The 20,424-nt window shown below is 66.4% G+C and carries 16 protein-coding genes; 9 read left to right on the top strand and 7 right to left on the bottom strand.

Annotation, left to right across the window (positions count from 1 at the left end):
• Positions 1-163: 163 nt before the first annotated feature.
• The 9 genes from AC3ANW_RS16610 to AC3ANW_RS16570 all read left to right on the top strand — a co-directional run bounded on the left by AC3ANW_RS16610 (position 164) and on the right by AC3ANW_RS16570 (position 13,739).
• On the top strand, positions 164-3,193 hold the full coding sequence (locus tag AC3ANW_RS16610; protein WP_488341953.1) for a hypothetical protein: 3,030 nt from the start codon (positions 164-166) through the stop codon (positions 3,191-3,193).
• A gap of 54 nt (positions 3,194-3,247) precedes the next feature.
• Complete coding sequence (locus AC3ANW_RS16605; RefSeq protein ID WP_488341952.1) at positions 3,248-4,231, top strand: LysR family transcriptional regulator; 984 nt, start codon at positions 3,248-3,250, stop codon at positions 4,229-4,231.
• A gap of 250 nt (positions 4,232-4,481) precedes the next feature.
• Positions 4,482-5,756, top strand: a complete 1,275-nt coding sequence (locus AC3ANW_RS16600; RefSeq protein ID WP_488341951.1) for an ABC transporter substrate-binding protein — start codon at positions 4,482-4,484, stop codon at positions 5,754-5,756.
• Between the two features lie 10 nt (positions 5,757-5,766).
• Entirely contained in the window at positions 5,767-6,633 is an 867-nt protein-coding gene (locus AC3ANW_RS16595; RefSeq protein WP_488341950.1) for a branched-chain amino acid ABC transporter permease, read from the top strand.
• Positions 6,630-7,670: a branched-chain amino acid ABC transporter permease gene (locus tag AC3ANW_RS16590; protein WP_488341949.1), complete on the top strand. Its 1,041-nt coding sequence runs from the start codon at positions 6,630-6,632 to the stop codon at positions 7,668-7,670. The genes AC3ANW_RS16595 and AC3ANW_RS16590 overlap by 4 nt, the downstream gene beginning before the upstream one ends.
• Positions 7,667-8,380: an ABC transporter ATP-binding protein gene (locus AC3ANW_RS16585; RefSeq protein WP_488341948.1), complete on the top strand. Its 714-nt coding sequence runs from the start codon at positions 7,667-7,669 to the stop codon at positions 8,378-8,380. Before AC3ANW_RS16590 ends, AC3ANW_RS16585 begins: the two co-directional genes overlap by 4 nt.
• Positions 8,380-9,129 (top strand): ABC transporter ATP-binding protein, encoded by a 750-nt coding sequence (locus tag AC3ANW_RS16580; protein ID WP_488341947.1) that lies wholly within the window; start codon positions 8,380-8,382, stop codon positions 9,127-9,129. Before AC3ANW_RS16585 ends, AC3ANW_RS16580 begins: the two co-directional genes overlap by 1 nt.
• Positions 9,130-9,161: 32 nt before the next feature.
• Positions 9,162-9,929, top strand: coding sequence for a putative hydro-lyase (locus tag AC3ANW_RS16575; protein ID WP_488341946.1), 768 nt, complete (start codon positions 9,162-9,164; stop codon positions 9,927-9,929).
• Between the two features lie 144 nt (positions 9,930-10,073).
• Positions 10,074-13,739, top strand: coding sequence for a hydantoinase B/oxoprolinase family protein (locus AC3ANW_RS16570; protein ID WP_488341945.1), 3,666 nt, complete (start codon positions 10,074-10,076; stop codon positions 13,737-13,739).
• A 20-nt stretch (positions 13,740-13,759) separates the two neighbouring features.
• Here the strand turns inward: AC3ANW_RS16570 and AC3ANW_RS16565 are convergent, their stop codons facing one another.
• The 7 genes from AC3ANW_RS16565 to AC3ANW_RS16535 are packed head-to-tail and all read right to left on the bottom strand — an operon-like array spanning position 13,760 to position 20,423.
• Positions 13,760-14,275 (bottom strand): hypothetical protein, encoded by a 516-nt coding sequence (locus AC3ANW_RS16565; RefSeq protein ID WP_488341944.1) that lies wholly within the window; start codon positions 14,273-14,275, stop codon positions 13,760-13,762.
• Between the two features lie 3 nt (positions 14,276-14,278).
• On the bottom strand, positions 14,279-14,668 hold the full coding sequence (locus AC3ANW_RS16560; RefSeq protein ID WP_488341943.1) for a monovalent cation/H(+) antiporter subunit G: 390 nt from the start codon (positions 14,666-14,668) through the stop codon (positions 14,279-14,281).
• The gene (locus AC3ANW_RS16555; RefSeq protein WP_488341942.1) at positions 14,665-14,946 is read right to left on the bottom strand and encodes a K+/H+ antiporter subunit F; all 282 of its coding nucleotides are present in this window, start codon (positions 14,944-14,946) and stop codon (positions 14,665-14,667) included. The genes AC3ANW_RS16560 and AC3ANW_RS16555 overlap by 4 nt, the downstream gene beginning before the upstream one ends.
• A complete protein-coding gene (locus AC3ANW_RS16550; RefSeq protein WP_488341941.1) occupies positions 14,943-15,434 on the bottom strand; it encodes a Na+/H+ antiporter subunit E in 492 nt (163 codons plus the stop codon). Before AC3ANW_RS16550 ends, AC3ANW_RS16555 begins: the two co-directional genes overlap by 4 nt.
• Positions 15,431-17,140 (bottom strand): monovalent cation/H+ antiporter subunit D, encoded by a 1,710-nt coding sequence (locus tag AC3ANW_RS16545; protein WP_488341940.1) that lies wholly within the window; start codon positions 17,138-17,140, stop codon positions 15,431-15,433. Before AC3ANW_RS16545 ends, AC3ANW_RS16550 begins: the two co-directional genes overlap by 4 nt.
• Positions 17,137-17,511, bottom strand: a complete 375-nt coding sequence (locus AC3ANW_RS16540; protein WP_488341939.1) for a Na+/H+ antiporter subunit C — start codon at positions 17,509-17,511, stop codon at positions 17,137-17,139. The genes AC3ANW_RS16545 and AC3ANW_RS16540 overlap by 4 nt, the downstream gene beginning before the upstream one ends.
• On the bottom strand, positions 17,511-20,423 hold the full coding sequence (locus AC3ANW_RS16535; protein WP_488341938.1) for a monovalent cation/H+ antiporter subunit A: 2,913 nt from the start codon (positions 20,421-20,423) through the stop codon (positions 17,511-17,513). Before AC3ANW_RS16535 ends, AC3ANW_RS16540 begins: the two co-directional genes overlap by 1 nt.
• Position 20,424: the final 1 nt, after the last annotated feature.

Raw genomic sequence — 20,424 nt, 5'->3', positions numbered from 1 at the left:
CCGCTTTCGTGTTGGCTTCCAGATGTTCGCCCGCACGGTGGGACGTGCATGTTGCGCACAAAAGAATGTAGCCAACGGACACGCTCGTCCGTGGCCATGTCCGCTGGAGCAATGCATGAGTTTCCTGCCCCGTCACGAACGCGTAAAACCGCGGTAGACCGACATGCTCTACAACTACCTGACCGGCCGCGAACCTTCGACCGGATCCGCCACCAGACCTCGTCGACCACCGGCCCTGAAGCCGCAGCCGCCAGTGAGCAACCAGCCGGTGGCAGATCGCACCGACAACGTGCTGACCCGGCTGGCGCAAAGGCTGCGTCCCACAGCCAACGGCTGCAGCACCTTCTTCGCCAGCTCGGTGACGCAGTCCGGCGACACGCCGCGCGGCTTGCGCCAGCCGGAGGACGCCGCCTTTCGGGTGCCGGAAAAAGCGGGCGATGAAACCTCCGGAAAAATCTTGCGCCGACGCCAGCGTGCGGTGAACGCAACGGGCGGTCACGCCACCAGGGGCCCGGCGGCCCACCGGCACGCCAGCCGCCGCGACCAGGCCTCTGCCGAATTGCGCGGCCGCTTCAGCGGAACCGGCGTCGCCGCACTGGTGGACCGCTTGATGTGCCTGGCCAATCCGCCGCCGCTGGCGTTCGAACAGCCGCTGCTGGTCGGTTGTGTGCTGTCGCGGCTGGCCGGCGGCGATGCGGTGCTGGCCACCGGCATGCTGGAGGGGCTTCTGGCTGCCGAGCCGTTGCGCGAAGGGTACGCGGTGCAGCGCGCGCTGGCACGTTGCGGCGGTGTCGGCATCGACTGCCTGATGGCGCTGCATCCGCCAGCCGACATTTCGACCGACCCGGTGCTGGCGCCGGTCCAGCGCGAGGCGTATGCCGCCCGGCTGAGGGCCGCCGATGCCATTCACCACCTTCTGCCGCCCAGTCTGCAACCGCAGAGCCTGGCGGAATGCGTAAGAAGTGCCGGGCAGGGCGATCTTGCGCTGGTCGGCAACGACATCCTGGTGGACGGCCTGTCGTGTGCGCAGGCATTGGTGGAAGACCCTGCCGCGGAAGTCGGACAGGCACGGCGCGTGGCCTATCTGGCGCTGCGCAACGGCCTGCTCACCGCGGCCCGGCTGAAGCAGGCGCAGGACCGTCTGTTCAAGATCAACACCTACATCGAGCGTGCTTCCGAGCGCGGCGCAAAACGTGCGGGACATGCGGTGCAGCGCCTGTTCGGTTACCAGAAGAGCCCGCTTCACCCCCTGACCCAGCTGGGAACGGCGCAGTCGAAGACCCGCCAGCCGGAAGACGACCTGGCCGCACGCACCGTCGTGATGGACGCCTTCGTGGCGCGTATGGAGGCCAGCCTGGCGGACAAACGGCAGCGGGCGGAACCCCGGGATTCGGTGATGCGCAGATCGATCCGGATCGCCGCCGTGCGCCATTGGAAACAACGCATCGTCGACAAGGGATGGCGCGACGAAATGCCGGTCGGCCATCGATGGCGCGCCGCCATCGCCGCCGACGTAGCGGCGCAGCTGGGTTGTGCGGTTGAACTGGTGAAAAAACATCCGGCGCTGGCCGGACTGCGGCTGCTGCAGGCCGACGTGCTGGCGGTCTGGTCCACGCAGGAAAACATCGACCAGGCCCAACCGGTGATGCAGGGCGACCAGCGCAGCTACGAAACCGCCCTGACCCGGTTTCGCGAGATGCACAACCATGGCGACCTGATCCTGAAACGGCCCACCGTGGAGCAGACGCGCCAGTTGCTTCACCACGCCATCGCCGATGCGCGGCAGGCGTATTCGGTCACGTTCAACCAGGGGAGCAACATGGGGGTCCAGGCTTCGGTGATCGACATCCTGGCGCTGACGCCGGCGGTGGTGGGCGTCGGCCCCAGCGCCGCCGTGATCGGCGGCCGGAATGCCTATCTGGTCGTCGGCTCCAATGCGCATGGAGGCCAGTTGCAGGTCGGGTCGCAACAGGGCGTGCGAGTCGAGGCGGGCGTCGTGGGTTTCGTCGGCAAACGTCTGGGCGAGGTCGTGAACCTGGGCCTCAGCGCCAGTCTGATGCCGCTGCAGTTCGAGCACAGCCGCACCAAGGCGACCGCCTTGCGCACCCGCATGAACGTGTTCGGCTCCACCCAGCCCACCGCATGGCTCGAATTGCTGCTGAACGCGTACGACACCATCACCTGGAAAGACGGCGAGCAGGGGCCGCCCGACGATGCCGAGGCCATGTGGTGCCAACTGGCTCAGCGTTTCTACAAGGACTCCAATCTCAGCATCGACGACCTGCAGGGCAGCCAGACATCGTTCGCCGGCAGCGCCAGCGTGATGCTGGGCGCCCGGGTCGAAGTCGGCAACAAGGTGCAGGTCGGTCCGACCGCCACCCTGACCGCCAGCAAGGTTCTGCTGAACCGGAGCAGGCTGAAGGACAGCGGGGCCAACCGTGCCACCGAACAGCACACGAGAAGCGCCGCCCGGGCCGTCACTGCCGGCGCCGGCCTGACCCTGCTGGCGCCATCCATCACGGACGGTGCGATCCAGGCCCACGCGGGCGAGCCGGGCGCCACCCAGGCGCTGACCGTGGTGTCGGCCAATCTCGGCGCCAGCAGCGTGGCAGTGCTGCGCAACGCCGCAGGGGTCAGCGTGCGGCTGGTCACCGAACAGGGACGCATCGACCCTGACTATTCGGTCATGGACACCGAATGCGGCACCGCCCGGCGGTTTGCCCGCTACATCGATACCCAGCGCGCCGAATGGATCGCCGCGCTGGGCGGCGATGCCGCCGCGGAAAAATCGCTGGACACCTACCTGACCCGCCTGGTGGCCGAAGAAAAACGCGGAAACGTGACCCACGGCGAACGCCGCCGCATGACACCACTGGCGGCTCGTCGCATCGATCATTTCCGTGCCATGGTGGTGGCCCTGGCCGACACCTCCGGCCATGCCGGCACCAACACCGACACCAAGGCCGAGATCGCACGGCTGGAGGGCGAGGTCAGCCGGGTGCTGAACGACCCCGAAAGCTGGGATGTACGTTCCCTGTGGGCGCTCGACCTCAACCAGGACAGCAGCAGCAAGGGACCGTCGATCATCCTGCAACTGGTCTCGCGAAAGACGGTGAGTGCACCCCGCCAGAAGATGGTGCTGATAGCCACCAAGGCGCCGAACCGGATGGTGGGCGAAAACGCCATCGGTTAAAAAGCCCCACCGGGCCCGGCTGTTGCATGGAGGGCTGCTCCAGCAAAGGCCAGCATGAATCTGCGTTTTGTCGAAGCGTTCTATTGGGTGGTGACACTCAAGAGTGTTACCCGTGCTGCCGAGAAACTGTTCCTCACCCAGTCCGCCATGTCGAGCCGCATCGCGGCGCTCGAAGAAGAACTCGGCGTGCTGCTGCTCGACCGGCGTGACCGGCAATTCCGGCTCACCGTGGCCGGCATGCGTTTCGCCACCTACGCCCAGAAGCTGCTGGAACTTCAGCGCGAGATCAAGACCGAGATGGGGGCCGGGCAGAACCAGGCCATGTCCCTGCGGCTCGGCTGCATCGAGTCGGTGCTGCATTCGTGGCTCATTCCCATGGTCGAGCGCTTGCGTGCCGAATACGAAGGACTCGAATTCCAGCTCAGCGTCGAAACCACGCCGGTGCTGCTCGACCAGGCCCGGCGCGGTGCGCTCGACCTGATCTTCGCGGCCCAGCCCGCGGCCGGCGACGACCTGCGGACCCGGGCATTGCCCCCGATGGAGATGGTGTTCGTCGCCAATGCCGAACTGCACCGCAAGACACGCTATCGGCCGCAAGACATCGTCGAGCTCGACCTGCTGACCTTCCAGCGTGGGTCGCAACCGCATGTGGCGCTGCTCGACCTTTTCCGGCAGGTGGGGCTGGAGCCGCGCCGCATCCACACCATGTCGTCGATTTCGGCCATGACCGAACTGGCCGAGGGCGGCTTCGGCATCGCCACGCTGCCGCGCAGCGCGGCGCAGAGGCTCAAGGTCAACCGCAAGCTGCGGCTGCTCAAGTTCGAGCCGGCGCTGCAGCCTCTGCCGGTGTATGCCAGCTACCGCGCGGACCCTACCTCGCCGGCCGTGGAAACCGTGGTGCAGGCGGTGTTCGCGTTCATCGAACAGGCCGAGGGCACGGTCACATCACGCAAGAGAGCAATGGCCGCCAGGGTTTCGGGCCCGACGGTCTCCGGTGCTGCCGAAGCGCCGGAAAAAAGCCGCAGGAAACCGGCCTGAAACTGCAATGCGCGGCCCGGTTCGCCGCGTATATCCAAGCCCCAACACTATCGTTTTCCCGCTGGTGAAAGACCCGCTGCGGTGCATGTCGGCACCGGGCTGGGGCGTTCTCGCCTGGAGGCGTCTTCGGTCGTTTTGGTGCATCGAAAAAATCGATGAGGTGAGCAAAAAAATATCTGTTTGCTAGCGCTAAAGCAGCGCTCCAACAATCCGCCACCTTTCGAGCAACCCCCTTTTTCCGGGACCCACCATGAAAACGTTTGCCAATAATTTCCTTTTCCGGACCTTGCTCCTGGCCATGGGCATCGGTGCTGCCGCCATCGCCCGGGCGCAGCAGGAAGTGAAGATCGGCGTGATCTATCCGCTGACCGGCGCGGCGGCTTCGTCGGGTGCCGAAATGCGCGACGCGCTGGAGCTGGCGGTCGACATCATCAACAACGGCGCCAAGGGTGTGCCCCAGCTGCCGTTCTCGGCGGGCGGCGGTCTGCCCAACCTCAAGGGCGCGAAGATCAAGCTGGTCTTTGCCGACCATCAGGGCAACCCGCAGGTGGGTGCCACCGAGGCCGAGCGGCTCATCACGCAAGAGAAGGTCTCGGCCGTGATGGGCGCCTACTTCTCCAACGTGACGGCCACCGCCAGCATGGTCGCAGAGCGTTACAAGGTGCCTTTCCTGAACGCCGAATCTTCGTCTGCCTCGCTCACGCAGCGTGGCTTCAAGTGGTTCTTCCGCACCACTCCGCACGACGATCTTTTCGTGCGCAACCAGTTCGAATTCCTGAAGGACCTGAAGGCGAAGAAGAGCATCGATGTGAAGAGCATCGCCACCTTCAACGAGAACACCCTGTGGGGCAACGAGACCACCAAGCTGCAGGCAAAGCTGGTGCCCGAGAACGGCTACACGATGGCCCGCCAGATCGTCTATCCGGCCAAGAGCACGCAGCTGACTTCGGAAGTGCAGACCCTCAAGGCGGCGGCTCCCACGGTGGTCATGCAGTCGTCTTACCTGGGCGACGCATTGCTGTCGATGAAGACATACAAGGAACTGGGCTTTTCGCCCGACATGATCCTGGCCAACGACGCCGGTTTCTCGGATACCGAGTTCACCAAGACCCTGGGCAAGGACGCCGACTACATCATCTCGCGTGAGGTGTGGGCGCTCGACCTGGCCAAGAACAATCCGCTGATCCGCCAGGTCAACGACCTGTTCATGGCGAAGTACAAGATCAACTTCACCGGCAATTCATCGCGCACCTTCACCGGCCTGATGGTGCTGGCCGACGCCATCAACCGCGCCGGTTCGACCGAGCCCGAAGCCATCCGCAAGGCGCTCACCGAAACCGACATCCCGGCCAGCAAACTCATCATGCCGTGGAAGGGCGTGAAGTTCGATGCAGACGGCCAGAACACGCTCGGCCAGGGCATCCTGGTACAGATCATGAACGGCCAGAACAACACCGTCTGGCCCTTCGAGGTGGCGGTCAAGGACGTCGTGTGGCCGATGCCCAAGTGGGACCAGCGCAAGTAAGTCCGGCGCCATGACCTTCGACATCCTCCTGCAGACCCTGGCATCCGGCGTGCTGATCGGACTGATCTACGCGCTGGTCGCCATCGGGCTGACCATGATCTTCGGTGTGATGGACATCGTGAACTTCGCCCACGGCGAGTTCCTGATGATCGGCATGTATTCCAGCTTCTGGATGTTCGCGCTGTTCCATCTCGACCCGATGCTTTCGTTGCCGCTGACCGCGCTCATGCTGTTCGCGTTCGGCGTGTTGCTCTACAAGCTGCTCATCGTGCGTATCGTCAACGCGCCGATGGTGTCGCAGATCTTCACCACTTTCGGCCTGATGATCCTGCTGCGCGGTCTGGCCCAGTTCTTCTGGAAACCCGACTTCCGCTCGATCGAGAACTCCTTCGTGGCGGGCAGTTTCAGGCTGGGTCAGATCCAGCTGGGCAAACCGCAACTGGTGGCCGGCATCGGCGCCGTCGTGGTGACCGGGCTGATCTACTTCTTCCTGACCCGCACCAAGCTCGGCGCGGCACTGGAAGCCACCGCGGCCGATAAGGAAGCGGCCCGGCTGATGGGCATCGATTCGCATCGGATGTTCGCGCTGGCCTGGGGCATCGGAGCCGCCTGCGCCGGTGTGGCGGGCGTGCTGCTGTCGACCTTCTTTCCCATCTTTCCGGAAGTGGGCGCGACCTTCATCCTGATCGCCTTCGTGGTGGTCAACCTGGGCGGCTTCGGCAGCGTGACCGGCGCCTTCTGGGCCGGCATCCTGGTGGGTGTCATCGAGGTCATGGGCGGCTTGCTGCTCGGCCCCGAATACAAGCTGGCCATCGTGCTGGTGCTGTTCCTGGGTGTGTTGATGTGGCGGCCTCAGGGCCTTTTGGGCAAAGCATGAAACCGACAACTTCCCATCCCCTGCCCGTCGCCGGAATGTCGGTGGCCGGCGTGGCGCTGGCCGCGGCTCTGCTGCTGCCCTTGCTGGTCACCAATCCTTCGTCGCTCAACCTGGCCATCCTGGCCCTGATGGCCGCGCAGATCGGCGTGTCGTGGAACATCGTGGGCGGCTATGCCGGCCAGGTGTCGCTCGGCCACGCCGCCTTCTACGGCCTGGGTGCCTACACCTCGACGCTGCTGCTGATGAAGTTCGGCATCAACCCGTGGTTCGGCATGCTGGCCGGAGGCGTGGTGGCCGCGGTGCTGAGCATCGCCTTCGGCTGGTCGTGTTTCCGCCTGCGCGGCCACTACTTCGCGATGGCCACCATCGCGGTCGCCGAGCTGGTGCAGATCTTCTTCACCAACTGGGAATACGCCGGCGCTGCTGTGGGCCTCAATCTGCCGATGGACAAGGAAGGCTGGGCCTGGATGAACTTCGCCACCAAGTTGCCGTATTACTGGCTGGCGCTGGGCCTGCTGGCGGTGACGCTGGCGGTCAATTTCGCCATCGAGCGCAGCTTTCTGGGTTACTACTTCCGCGCCATCAAGGACGAACCCGATGCCGCCCGCAGCATCGGCATCGACATTGCCCGCTACAAGCAGGTCGCGCTGGCGGTCAGTGCGTTCTTCACCGCGGTCGGCGGCAGTTTCTACGCGCAGAAAGAGCTCTACATCGATCCCGGTTCGGTGCTGTCGACCTCCCTGTCGATCAAGATGGCGCTGGTCTCCATCCTGGGCGGCGTGGGCACGCTCAGCGGTCCTGTGCTGGGTGCGGTGGTGCTGACCGTGATCGAGGAGATGACCCGTGCCGGACTGGGCGGTACCGGCAGCGGCATCGACACCATCCTGTATGCCGCGCTCATCATCGTGATTGCGGTTTTCTACCCCAGTGGCGTGGTCGGCTCCATCCGCGACGGGGCGCTCAGGCTGGGTCGCCGGATACGCGGGCTGCCCGCCGACACCGGTGCTGCGGCAACCGCAGAAAGGGGCACTTCATGAGCCTGCTCGACGTCCGCAAGGTCAGCAAGAAGTTCGGCGGCCTGACCGCCAACGAAGACGTTTCGTTCAGCGTCGGCGACGCCCAGGTGGTCGGCCTCATCGGCCCCAACGGCGCCGGCAAGACGACCATGTTCAATTGCGTGGCCGGCTACTTTCCGCCGACGTCCGGCAGCATCCGGCTGCAGGGCCGCGAGATGGCCGGGCTCAGCCCCGAACAGAGCGCGCGGGCCGGCATCGCCCGCACCTTCCAGATCGCCCGCACCTTCACCAGCATGACGGCCTGCGAGAACGTCATGACCGGTGCGCTGCTGGTCAACCGCAACGTCGGCAGGGCGCGCGCCGCGGCGCTGCACTGGCTGCGTTTCGTGCACCTCGAGGACCGGGCCGACAGGCCGGCGGCCAGCATGACCATCAGCGAACAACGCCGCCTGGCGGTCGCCCGTGCGCTGTCCATCGAACCCCGCATCCTGCTGATGGACGAGGTGATGGCCGGCCTGAATCCATCGGAGGTGCGCGAGGCTGTCGAGGTGGTGCTCGCCATCCGGGGCCTGGGCATCGCCACCCTCATCGTCGAACACGTGCTGGAAGGCATCATGCCCATCGCCGACAAGATCGTGGTGCTGGACCGGGGTCGCAAGATCGCGGACGGGACACCTGCCGAGGTCTCCCGCGACCCGGTCGTCATCGCTGCCTACCTGGGAGACGAATGATGTCCGGCGTTCCTCAAACTTCGCTGCAGGGCACACCAGCGGCCATGCTCGAGATCACCCACCTGCGGGTGCGTTACGGCGACGTGCTCGCGCTGTCCGATGTCAGCCTGAAAGTGCCGGTCGGCAAGATCGTGGCGCTGGTCGGCGGCAACGGCAACGGCAAGTCGACCACGCTGCGGGCGGTGGCCGGCCTGAACCCGGCCGAGTCCGGCGAGATCCGCTTCGAGGGCCAGGCGATCCAAAAGCTGCCGGCGCACAGACGCGTGCCGCTGGGGCTGTCGCTGGTGCCCGAAGGGCGGCGGCTTTTCCCCAAGCTCACGGTCCGCCGCAACCTCGAACTGGGCGCCTTCACCCGCAAGGACAAGGACGGCATTGCCCAGGACGTCGACCGCATGTTCGGTGAATTCCCCATCCTGGCCGAACGGGCCTCGCAGCTGGCCGGCACCATGAGCGGCGGCGAACAGCAGATGCTGGCCATCGCCCGCGGACTGATGGCCCGGCCCCGGCTGCTGATGCTGGACGAACCGTCGTGGGGCATCGCGCCCAAGTTCGTCAGCAAGGTGATGGACGTCATCCAGCAGGTGAACGCCAGCGGGGTCTCGATCCTGCTCGTGGAACAGAACCTGCACAAGACGCTGGCCATCGCCGACCACGGCTACGTCATCCAGACCGGCCGAATCGTGCTGGAAGGCGACGGCAAGTCGCTGCTGGCCGACGAGAACGTGCGCAAGGCCTACCTGGGCCTGTGAACCCGCAAGAAATCCATTCAGCCTTCATCGCCATGTCCACCTTTATCCAGCAACCCCACGAACTGCGCCGGGCGGCCCGCAGCGGTGCCTTCCGTGACGCCACGGCGGGCCACGCCCCGGGTTTCCTTCAGGCCAACCTGATGATCGTGCCGAAGGAAGCGGCCTTCGATTTCCTGCTGTTCAGCCAGCGCAATCCCAAGCCCTGTCCGCTGATCGAGGTGATGGAACCCGGCCGGCGCCAGGTGGCCTGCGGCGCGGGCTCGGACATCGCCACCGATGTGCCCGGCTACCGGGTCTACCGCGACGGCGAGTTCACCGAAGAGCTCGACGACGTGTCCGCACTCTGGCAAGACGACTTCGTCACCTTCGTCATCGGCTGCAGTTTCTCGTTCGAAAATGCCCTCGTCCAGGCCGGCATGCCGCTGCGCCACATCGAGCAGGGCCGCAATGTCGCCATGTACCGCACCGACATCGCCTGCCGGCCGGCAGGGCGCTTCAGCGGCGAGATGGTGGTCAGCATGCGGCCCATCCGCAGCCGCGACGTGGCGCGGGCGGTCGAGATCACTGCCGGCTTCGACATCGCCCATGGGGCACCGGTGCACATCGGCAACCCGGCGGCGCTGGGCATCGCCGACATTTCGCGACCCGACTACGGCGACGCGGTCGAGATCCGCGACGACGAAGTGCCGGTGTTCTGGGCCTGCGGCGTCACGCCCCAGTGGGTGGCGCAGCGCAGCCGCCTGCCGCTGTGCATCACCCATGCACCCGGCAAGATGTTCGTGACCGACCTTCGCGGATAACGGCAAAAGGCATTCATCCAGCAAAAACCGGCGACCTGTTTAGTATTTCTCCCATTTTCTTCGGCAAGATCGCTTTCGACCCGCCGAGGCAGAACACCAAAAACACCGGTCCGACGCTCGGCCCATCCAATCATTCCAGCCACCATGCAAGACCTCGCAGCACCCACTTCGTCTCTCCCGGCATCCGACCGCTGGCAGTTCTGGATCGACCGCGGAGGCACTTTCACCGATGTGGTGGCGCGCCGGCCCGACGGCAGCCTCACCACCCACAAGCTGCTGTCCGAAAACCCCGAGCAGTACCGCGATGCGGCAGTGGCCGGCATTCGCCATCTCCTGGGGTTGAAGGCCGGCGAACCCGTGACGCCCGAGCTGGTCGAGTGCGTGAAGATGGGAACCACCGTGGCCACCAACGCGCTGCTGGAACGCAAGGGCGAACCGACGCTGCTGGTGACCACCCGCGGTTACCGCGATGCCCTGCGCATCGCCTACCAGAACCGGCCGCGCCTGTTCGACCGCCGCATCGTGCTGCCCGAGCTGCTCTACAGCCGGGTGATCGAGGCTGACGAACGTGTCGGCGCGCATGGCGACACGGTGGTGGCGCTCGACGAAGCCGCGCTGCGCACCGAGCTACAGGCGGCCTATGACGACGGCCTGCGCAGTCTTGCCATCGTGTTCATGCACGGCTACCGCTACACCGATCACGAGCAGGCGGCGGCTCGGATCGCCCGCGAGATCGGCTTCACCCAGGTCAGCACCTCGCACGAGGTCAGCCCGCTGATGAAGTACGTCAGCCGCGGCGACACCACGGTGGTCGACGCCTACCTCAGCCCCATCCTGCGGCGTTATGTTGAGCAGGTCGCGGGCGACATGCCGGGCGTCAAGCTGTTCTTCATGCAGTCTTCCGGCGGGCTGACCGACGCGCGACGGTTCCAGGGCAAGGACGCCATCCTGTCCGGTCCGGCCGGCGGCATCGTCGGCATGGCACGCACCGCGGGCCTGGCGGGTTTCGACGACGTGATCGGTTTCGACATGGGCGGCACATCCACCGATGTGAGCCATTTCCGGGGTGGCCTGCAGGGCGAGTTCGAGCGCGAATTCGAAACCCAGGTGGCCGGTGTACGTATGCGCGCACCCATGATGAGCATCCACACGGTGGCGGCCGGTGGCGGTTCGCTGCTGCAGTTTGATGGATCGCGTTTCCGGGTGGGTCCGCAGAGCGCCGGTGCCAACCCCGGCCCGGCCAGTTATCGCCGCGGCGGGCCGCTGGCAGTGACCGATGCGAACGTCATGCTCGGCAAGATCCAGCCGCATTTCTTTCCCAAGGTTTTCGGCCCGGCAGCCGACCAGGAACTGGACGGCGACGTGGTGCGCGAACGTTTCGGCGCACTGGCCGGCCAGACCGGCCGCAGCGCGGAAGAAGTCGCCGAGGGTTTCATCGACATCGCGGTGCAGCAGATGGCCAATGCCATCAAGAAGATCTCGGTGGCGCGCGGTTACGACGTCACCCGATACACCCTGCAGTGCTTCGGCGGCGCGGGCGGCCAGCATGCCTGCCTGGTGGCCGACGCGCTGGGCATGACCCGCGTGTTCGTGCACCCGTTCGCCGGCGTGCTGAGCGCCTACGGAATGGGTCTGGCCGACCAGAGCGTGATCCGTGAACAGGCGGTCGAACAGCCGCTTACCGACCGCAGCGTGCCGCAGGTCATCGAGCGGCTGGACATCCTGACTGCGGCGGCGCGGGACGAACTGGAGCGCCAGGAAGTCAGCGCCGGCAGCGTCACCGTGCGTCGCCGGGTGCATGTGCGTTACGAAGGCAGCGATTCGGCCCTGGTGGTGTCCTTTGGCGGCAACGGACAAGATGCCGACGCGGCGGTGGCCGAGATCCGTGCCGGTTTCGAAGCTGCCTACCGCCAGCGTTTCGCCTTTCTCATGCGCGGCAAGGGACTGGTGGTCGAGGCCGTTTCGGTCGAGGCGGTGGTAGGCGGCGATGCGCCTGCCGAACCGCAACTGCAGACCCACCCGCTGCGCGAAGTGCCGCGCCGTGAGACCGTGCGCCTGTATTCCAGCGGAGTCTGGCACGACGCCGCGCTGGTGGTTCGTGAAGACATGCGGCCCGGCGACGTGGTGGCCGGCCCGGCCATCATTGCCGAGAAGAACGCCACCACGGTGATCGAGCCCGGCTGGGAAGCCGCGCTCACCTCGCTCGACCACCTGGTGCTGGAACGCAAGGTGGCGCGCAAGGTGACCTACGCGGCGGGCACCACCGCCGACCCGGTCCTGCTGGAGGTGTTCAACAACCTGTTCATGAACATCGCCGAGCAGATGGGCCTGCAATTGCAGAACACCGCCTACTCGGTGAACATCAAGGAGCGCCTTGATTTCTCCTGCGCGTTGTTCGACGCCGAAGGCAATCTCATCGCCAACGCACCACACATGCCGGTGCACCTGGGCTCGATGGGCGAAAGCATCAAGACGGTGATCCGCGATAACGCCGGCAACATGCGGCCCGGCAATGTGTATGCGCTGAACGACCCGTACCACGGCGGCACCCACCTGCCCGATGTGACGGTGATCACGCCGGTGTATCTCGAAGGCGCGCCGGCCGACGGTTCGGTGCTGCCGCTGTTCTACGTGGGCTCCCGCGGCCATCAGGCCGATATCGGCGGCACCACGCCGGGTTCGATGCCGCCGTTCTCGACCCGCATCGAGGAGGAGGGCGTGCGTATCAGCAACTTCCTGCTGGTCGACGCCGGCCGGTTCCGCGAGGCCGAAACGGTGGCCTTGCTGCAGAGCGGTGAATACCCGAGCCGCAACCCCGAGCAGAACATCGCCGACCTGAAAGCCCAGATCGCGGCCAACGAAAAAGGCGTGCAGGAGCTTCGGCGGATGTCGGCCCAATTTGGCCTGGAAGTCGTTCAGGCCTACATGAACCACGTGCAGGACAACGCCGAAGAAGCGGTGCGGCGTGCCATCACCCGACTGAAGAACGGAAGCTTCACCCTGCCGCTGGACAACGGCGCGCAGATCCAGGTCTCGGTCCAGGTCGACGTGGCGGCGCGGTCGGCGGTGGTCGATTTCACCGGCACGTCGCCGCAGCAGACCAACAACTTCAATGCGCCCACAGCGGTATGCATGGCGGCGGTGCTGTATGTGTTCCGCACGCTGGTGGACGACGACATCCCGCTGAACGCCGGTTGCCTGAAACCCATCCAGGTGGTGGTTCCGCCCGGCTGCATGCTGAACCCGGCCGCGCCGGCATCGGTGGTGGCGGGCAACGTGGAAACGTCGAGCTGCGTCACCAACACGCTGTATGGCGCGCTGGGCATCAATGCCGCCAGCCAGTGCACGATGAACAATTTCACCTTCGGCAACGAGCGTTACCAGTACTACGAGACCATCGCCGGCGGCAGCGGCGCCGGGCCGGGCTTCGACGGCACCAACGTGGTCCAAACCCACATGACCAACTCACGCATGACCGATCCGGAAGTGCTCGAGTTTCGTTACCCGGTGCGGCTGGACACCTATGCCATCCGGCCCGATTCCGGCGGCGACGGTCGCTGGCACGGTGGCAACGGCGGTGTGCGCAGGGTGCGTTTCCTGGAACCGATGACAGCCAGCATTCTGTCCAACAACCGCACCCGCGGTCCGTTCGGCATGGACGGCGGCAGCAGTGGTGCGCCGGGCACCAACCGCGTGTTGCGCAGCGATGGCAGCGTCGAGACGCTGGGCCATATCGCCGAAGTGGCGATGCAGCCCGGCGATGTGTTCGAGGTGCAGACGCCGGGAGGCGGCGGTTTCGGCGCGAAATGAGCCCGGCCCGGGACCGGCGCTCAGCCGCCGGTTCCGGGTTTGGTAATGGCTGCTGCTTCCAGTCGTTTGATGTCCGCCCATTGACGGTCGGACAACGCCGCGAATTCTGGGTCCTGGCGGAGTTCCTTCTCGATGTCGGCAGAAGGAAATCCGAAGGGCGTACCGAACGCCGGCGCGTTCGGACAAGCCTCGGCCAGCGCCTGCCAGGTCTCGGCTCCGGACCTGCCCCGCATCGGCTCGCTGTACGAGGTCGGCAGCCATTGCGGCAGCACGCCGTGCGGTGCAATGGTGTTGACTGCCAGCAGCCGCGCGATCTGCTGTTTATCGTGGCTCGAAGCCCTGCTGCCTATGCAGCGCACACCCGCCATGCGTTCGGCGGCTCGGTGTTCGACCTGCAGCCTGGGGTCTTCAGGCGGTGTGCTGCGGGCTTGCCGGTAGCTGTTCAATCCGTAGGCACCGATCAGCAGCACGGCGGCAGCGGCGATGCCGTAGGTCCAGCGGTCGGAACTACCGGAGGCTTGCTCGGTTTCCTGCATCGGTCAGAGGCTCTTTTTGGGGGAGTCCCCGGATGTGTCCGGCGCGGGCGTCAGGTTGTCGGGGACACCCGGCGTACCGGCCAGGCGGTGGCGGAACAGCCCGGCCCGCATCAGGAAGAAAGTGCTGACCGGTATCGTCAGCGCCAACAGCGCCGGCACCAGCAGCGGATGCAGGGCCAGCCGGTGCTGGCTGAAAGAGAAATAAAGCGCAGCGCCGATAGCGATGGACCAGGCACCCAGCGTCGATGCCAGCGTGGTGACATGCACCCGCTGGAAAAAGGTAGGCATGCGCAGCAGCCCGGTGGTCCCCAGCAAGGCAAGGAAGGCACCCAGCAGCATCAACCCGCCGCACAGGCCCTGCACCCAGCCCGGGACGTCGGCGATGCTGTTCATTCGACCACCTCGCCGCGCAGCACGAACTTGGCCATGGCGCTTGAAGATGCGAAACCCAGCAGGGCGATCAGCAGCGCCACCTCGAAATACGCGCCGCCGCCATCGGCCCTGACGCCCAGCACCAGCACCAGCAGCGTGGCGACGATGTAGAGGCTGTCGAGCGCCAGGATGCGGTCTTCGGCAAGCGGTCCGCGCAGCAGGCGCACCAGGGCGCATGCCATGCCCAGCAGCAGCATGAGGGGCGCCAGCCAGAAGGCGCAGGCGAGGATGGGATTCATGACTCGAAGATCTCCCGCAGCGGTTGCTGGTAGTAGCGGTCGATGTGGGCCAGCAGGGCATCGTTGCCGCCAGTGTCGAACACATGCAGCAGGACTGCGCTGCGGTCGGCGGCCAGTTCGGCCAGCGCAGTGCCAGGCACTGCGGAGACGATCACGGCCAGAGTGGCCAGCGCATGTTTGTCCTGCAGCTGCAGCGGAACCCGCAGGAATCCCGACGGTATGCGCCCGGCCCGCCGGGTCAGCAGCAGCCAGGCCACCTCCAGGCAGGACCGGGTCGCGTCCAGGGTGATGCGCAGCAGCAGGCGTAGTGCCACCAGCGGTCGGCGGACCCTGGGTGCGGTCGGGCGCAGCCGGTGGGTCAGCACGGGTATGAACACGCCGACCATCACTGCCCCGATCAATACCACGGCATTGTGGTCGTCCCACAGCACCAGCCAGAGCAGGGCGAGAGCTACCGACAGCAGCGGGGCGGGCAGCAGGCGTTTCATGGTGCGGCTTTCTGGTCGGCCGGTGCGCCGGTGGCGGGCCGGGCGCTCATCAGGGCCTGGATGTAGGCCTGGGGACGGCGCAGCGCGATGGCGGTTTCGTCGAGGTATTCGAGAGCCTGTCCACCGAACACCGTCAGGGCGATGTTGCCTGCCAGCAGCACTGCGACAGGCGCGCATTCGACCCAGCGCAGCCTCGGTACGCCGCGACCGGTGGCTGCCCAGAAATTGCGCATGCCAGCCCGTGCGAAACCCAGCAAGCCGGCAAAACCGGTCAGCACCAGCAGCACCACGAACACCCAGCCGGCGATGCCGGGTGTGTTCGACTGGCCTGCGATGCCGGCCACGTCGGTCACGCCGCGTCCCAGTCCCAGCGGGTTGAGCAGGTTCGACAGCAGGGCGAACTTGGCGGTGAAACCCGAGAGCGGCGGCAGCCCGGCCAGCACCAGCGCACACAGCACGAATGCCACGCCGACCAGGGCGTTGGCGGTCGGCAGGGTCCGGCCGGTGGGCTGTTCCTGGGTTTCGTCCAGGTCGATGCCGTCCAGCGGTTTCAGGTCGCGGCCGAGGAAGGGTGCTTCGGCTGCGCGCTGTTGCGGAGCGAACACCGCTCCCCCGTTGCGCCAGCGTTCTACCAGGTCGGTCAGCAGCAGGAACGCGCTGGCAGCCAGTGTGGAACTGGCGAGGTAATAAAGCGCCGCGGCGGTGAGCCCGGGACGGTCGAGGCCGATGGCAGTCAGTACCGTGCCGGACGACACCAGCAGCGCATATCCGGCCAGATAGGCCAGGCGCTGGGACGCGAGCAGGCCCACGATGCCGAAGACCATCGTCGCCAGGCCCATGCCCATCAGGACCAGGTTGCCGTCGGCGCCCGGAAAACACAGGGTACCCAGGCGAAGCAGTGCATACAGCCCCACCTTGCTCATGATGGCGAACAGCGCGGCCGCCGGTGGCGTGGCGGCGGCATAGGCCCGCACCAGCCAGAAGTTGAGTGGCCAGGCCGCAGCCTTGGTCAGGAAGGTGACGGCCAGCAGCGCAGCCCCGGTGCGCACCAGGCTGGCGTCGCCCGCCAGAAGGTGCGGAATGCGTTGGGCCAGGTCGGCCATGCTCAGCGTGCCGGTGCTGCCGTAGACCAGCGCGGCGCCGATGAGGAACAGCGACGAGGCTGCCAGGTTGAGCGCGACATAGTGCATGCCGGCCTGCACCCGTGCGCCGCCCGAGCCATGGAGCAGCAGGCCGTAGGAAGCCGCCAGCAGGATCTCGAAGAAGACGAACAGGTTGAAGAGGTCGGCCGTGAGAAACGCGCCTGCCAGCCCCATCAGCTGCAACTGGTAGAGCGGATGGAAGAACACACCCACCCGCTGCCAGCGGGCGGTGGAAAAAACCAGTCCGGCCAGCGCCACCGCATGGGCGATGACCAGCATGAAGGCCGACAGCCGGTCGGCCGCCAGCGCGATGCCGAAGGGCGACTTCCAGTTGCCGGCCAGGTACACCGCCACGGCGGCGTCCGCTCCGCCGCGCTGCACCCGGATCAACAGCAGGATCGACATCAGTAGCCCCAGGCTGGTGGCGACGACACCGAACACCGCCTGCAGCCGGTAGCGTTCGGTACCCATCAGCAGCATGAGGGCGGCCGACAGCATAGGCAGCAGGATCGGCGCTACCACCAGGTGGTCGGACGTGGTCAGGAAACCCAGGGCTGTGGTCATGGCGCCGGGTCCTGCTCGTCACGCGGGCCGGGCGGCGCATGGATGCCGTCGACATGGTCGTTACCCGACAGGCCGCGCAAGGCCATGGTCACCACCAGCAGCAGCGCCGTCATGGCGAAACCGATGACGATGGCGGTCAGCACCAGCGCCTGGGGCAGCGGATCGTCGTAATGCTGCAGCGTGGCGCCCAGCGGGCCCAGCAGCACCGGTTCCTTGTCGACGCTCAGGCGGCCGGTGGAAAAGATGAACAGGTTGACCGCATACGACAGCAGCGTCAGCCCCATCACTACCTGGAAGGTGCGGCCGCGCAGCAGCAGCCAGACGCCGGCGGAGGCCAGTACGCCGACGGCGATGGCGAGGATGGCTTCCATCAGTTCTTTTCCTCTTCTTTTTCTTCGGCTTCACGCGCCGCCGCACGATGGGCACGCACCGACTGGTGCGCGACGGCGGTCAGCATCAGCAGGGTGGTGCCGACCACCACCACGAACACACCGAGGTCGAAGAAGAAGGCGCTGGGCAGGTGGGTGCCTTCGCCCGGCCACGAAAGATGCAGGGTGTGGCTTGTCAGGAACGGGTAACCCCAGATCCATGCGCCCGCGCCGGTGGCCAGCAAGGTGAGCATGCCGGCGGCGATCCACCGCCTGGGCCGCAGCCCCACCCGCGCATCCACCCATTGCGTACCCGACACCAGGTATTGCAGCAGCAAGGCGATGGACAGCACGAGCGCGGCCACGAAACCGCCGCCGGGCGCGTTGTGGCCGCGCAGGAAAAGCCAGGCTGCCACCGTGGCGGCCAGCGGCAGCAGCAGGCGCACCAGTACCGCAGGAATGGTGAGGTAACCGACGGCGGTGTCCCGCACATGGCGCGGGTTGACCAGGTCGGTCGGCGCGTCTGCCAGTCGGCGTTGCTGGGCCGGCAATGCCATGGCGTCGCGCGCCGGTCGGAAACGCCGCAGCAGCGCGTAGACAGTCAGGGCGACGATGGCCAGCACGACCACTTCGCCGAAGGTGTCGAAGCCGCGGAAGTCGACCAGCATCACGTTGACCACGTTGGCACCGCCGGCCTCGGACTTGGCGTTGCGCAGGTAGAAGTCGGACACGCTGTGCTGCAGCGGGCGGGTCATGGTCCACCACGACAGCACTGCCATGCCGGTGCCGATGCCCAGCGCCAGCAACAGGTCGCGCAGGCGGCGCAGCTGGCGGCCGGCTGTCATGTCGATCGGCCGCGCCGGCGGGCGCGGCAGCCAGCGCAAGGCCAGCAGCAGCAGCACGGTGGTGGCGATCTCGACCGTCAGCTGCGTTAGCGCCAGGTCGGGTGCCGAACACCAGACGAAGGTCAGGCAGCAGCACAGGCCGGTGCCGCCGGAGAGCGTCATCGCCGCCAGCCGGCGTCGGCGTGCCGCCCAGGCGGTGCCGATGGCGCACAGGCCGCCGATGGTCCACAGGATGGCGAAGGTCGGATCGACCGGCAGCGTGGCGCGGGCCGGTCCCACCGGCAGGTAGGTGGCGGTGGCCAGCACACCACCGATCAACGCCGCGCCCAGCAGCAGCCGAAGCTGGGGTTGCAGGCGGTGGGTGTCCAGCAGCAGTCGGGTGTTGCGCGCCACCCGGGCCAGGCTGACCAGCAGGATGTGCAGCCCACGCACGCCGTCCAGCCGGCCGGTCAGCGGCACGTGTTCGGAACTGCCGTGCGCCAGCCACGGACGCACGAAATAAAGTGCGATGCCACCGGCGAATGCGGCCAGGCTCATCATCAGCGGCAGGTTGAAACCATGCCAGATCGCCAGGCTGTATTCAGGCAAGGTGCCGCCCACCACCGGCCGCGCGGCGACATCGAGGATCAGCCCCACCGACCGTTCGGGCGCCACGCCTACCACCAGGCAGGCCAGCACCAGCAGTTCGATCGGCAAGCGCATCCAGCGCACCGGCTCGTGCGGTTTCCGGGGGGACGCCAGCGCATCCTTCGGGCCAAAGAAGACATCGAAGACGAAACGCAGCGAATAGGCCACGCTCAGCATGCCAGCCAGCGTGGCCGCCAGCGGCAGCAGCCATTCGACCCAGGGCGTGGCGGTGACGAAGACAGCCTCTGCGAAGAACATTTCCTTGGACAGAAAACCGTTCAGCAGGGGTACGCCGGCCATCGACGCACTGGCCACGATGGCCAGGGTCGCGGTGATCGGCATCAGCCGCCAGAGTCCGGACAGCTTGCGGATGTCGCGTGTGCCGCTCTCATGGTCGACGATGCCGGCCGCCATGAACAGCGAGGCCTTGAAGATGGCGTGGTTCAGGATGTGGAACACGGCCGCCAGCGCGGCGCTGTCGCTGTTCAGGCCGAACAGCAGGGTGATCAGCCCCAGATGCGACAGCGTCGAATAGGCCAGCAGTCCCTTGAGGTCGTTCTGGAACAGGGCTGACCAGGCGCCCAGCAGCAACGTGGCCAGCCCGGCGCCACCGACCATCCAGAACCATGCGTCGGTGCCCGAAAGCACCGGCCAGAAGCGCGCCAGCAAGAATACGCCGGCCTTCACCAGCGTGGCCGAATGGAGGTAGGCGGAGACCGGCGTCGGCGCCGCCATCGCCTGGGGCAGCCAGAAATGGAAGGGAAACTGCGCGCTCTTGGTCAGCGCGCCGAGCAGCACCAGCACCAGCATCGGCAGGTACAGCGGATGGGCGCGTATCTTGTCGCCGGCGGCCAGCACCAGATCGAGGTCGTAACTTCCGACGATGTGGCCCATCAGCAGCAGGCCGGCCAGCAGGCAGAGGCCGCCGGTTCCGGTCACCAGCAGGGCATTTCGTGCGCCGCAGCGGGCATCCTTGCGGTGATACCAATAGCCGATCAGGAGGAACGAGAACAGGCTCGTCAGTTCCCAGAAGAAGGCCAGGACCACCAGATGGCCGGCCAGCACGACACCGGCCATCGACCCCATGAAGGCCAGCATGAAGGCATAGAAACGCGGAACCGGGTCTTGCGGCGACAGGTAATAACGGGCGTACAGAGCCACCAGCGCGCCGATGCCGTAGATCAGCATGCAGAACAGCCAGCTGAGGCCGTCCATGCGCAGGGTGAAGTCCAGGCCCACCGACGGTATCCACGAAATTTGCTGGCGCACCATGGCGCCTTGCCCGTCGAGCGACATGCCGGGCAATGCGCTGGCCGTGGCGACCGCACAGGCCAGGGCGATCACCCCTGCCAGCAGGGCGCCTGAATTACGCGCTCGGGTCGGTAACAGCACTGCCACGAGGCTGCCGGCAAAAGGCAGGGCCAGCAACAGGCTCAGCAGCATG

The organism is Xylophilus sp. PBN-3R, from assembly GCF_057747805.1.
The sequence above is the reverse complement of the archived record's forward strand: the minus strand, read 5'-3'. Positions and strand labels throughout refer to the sequence as shown.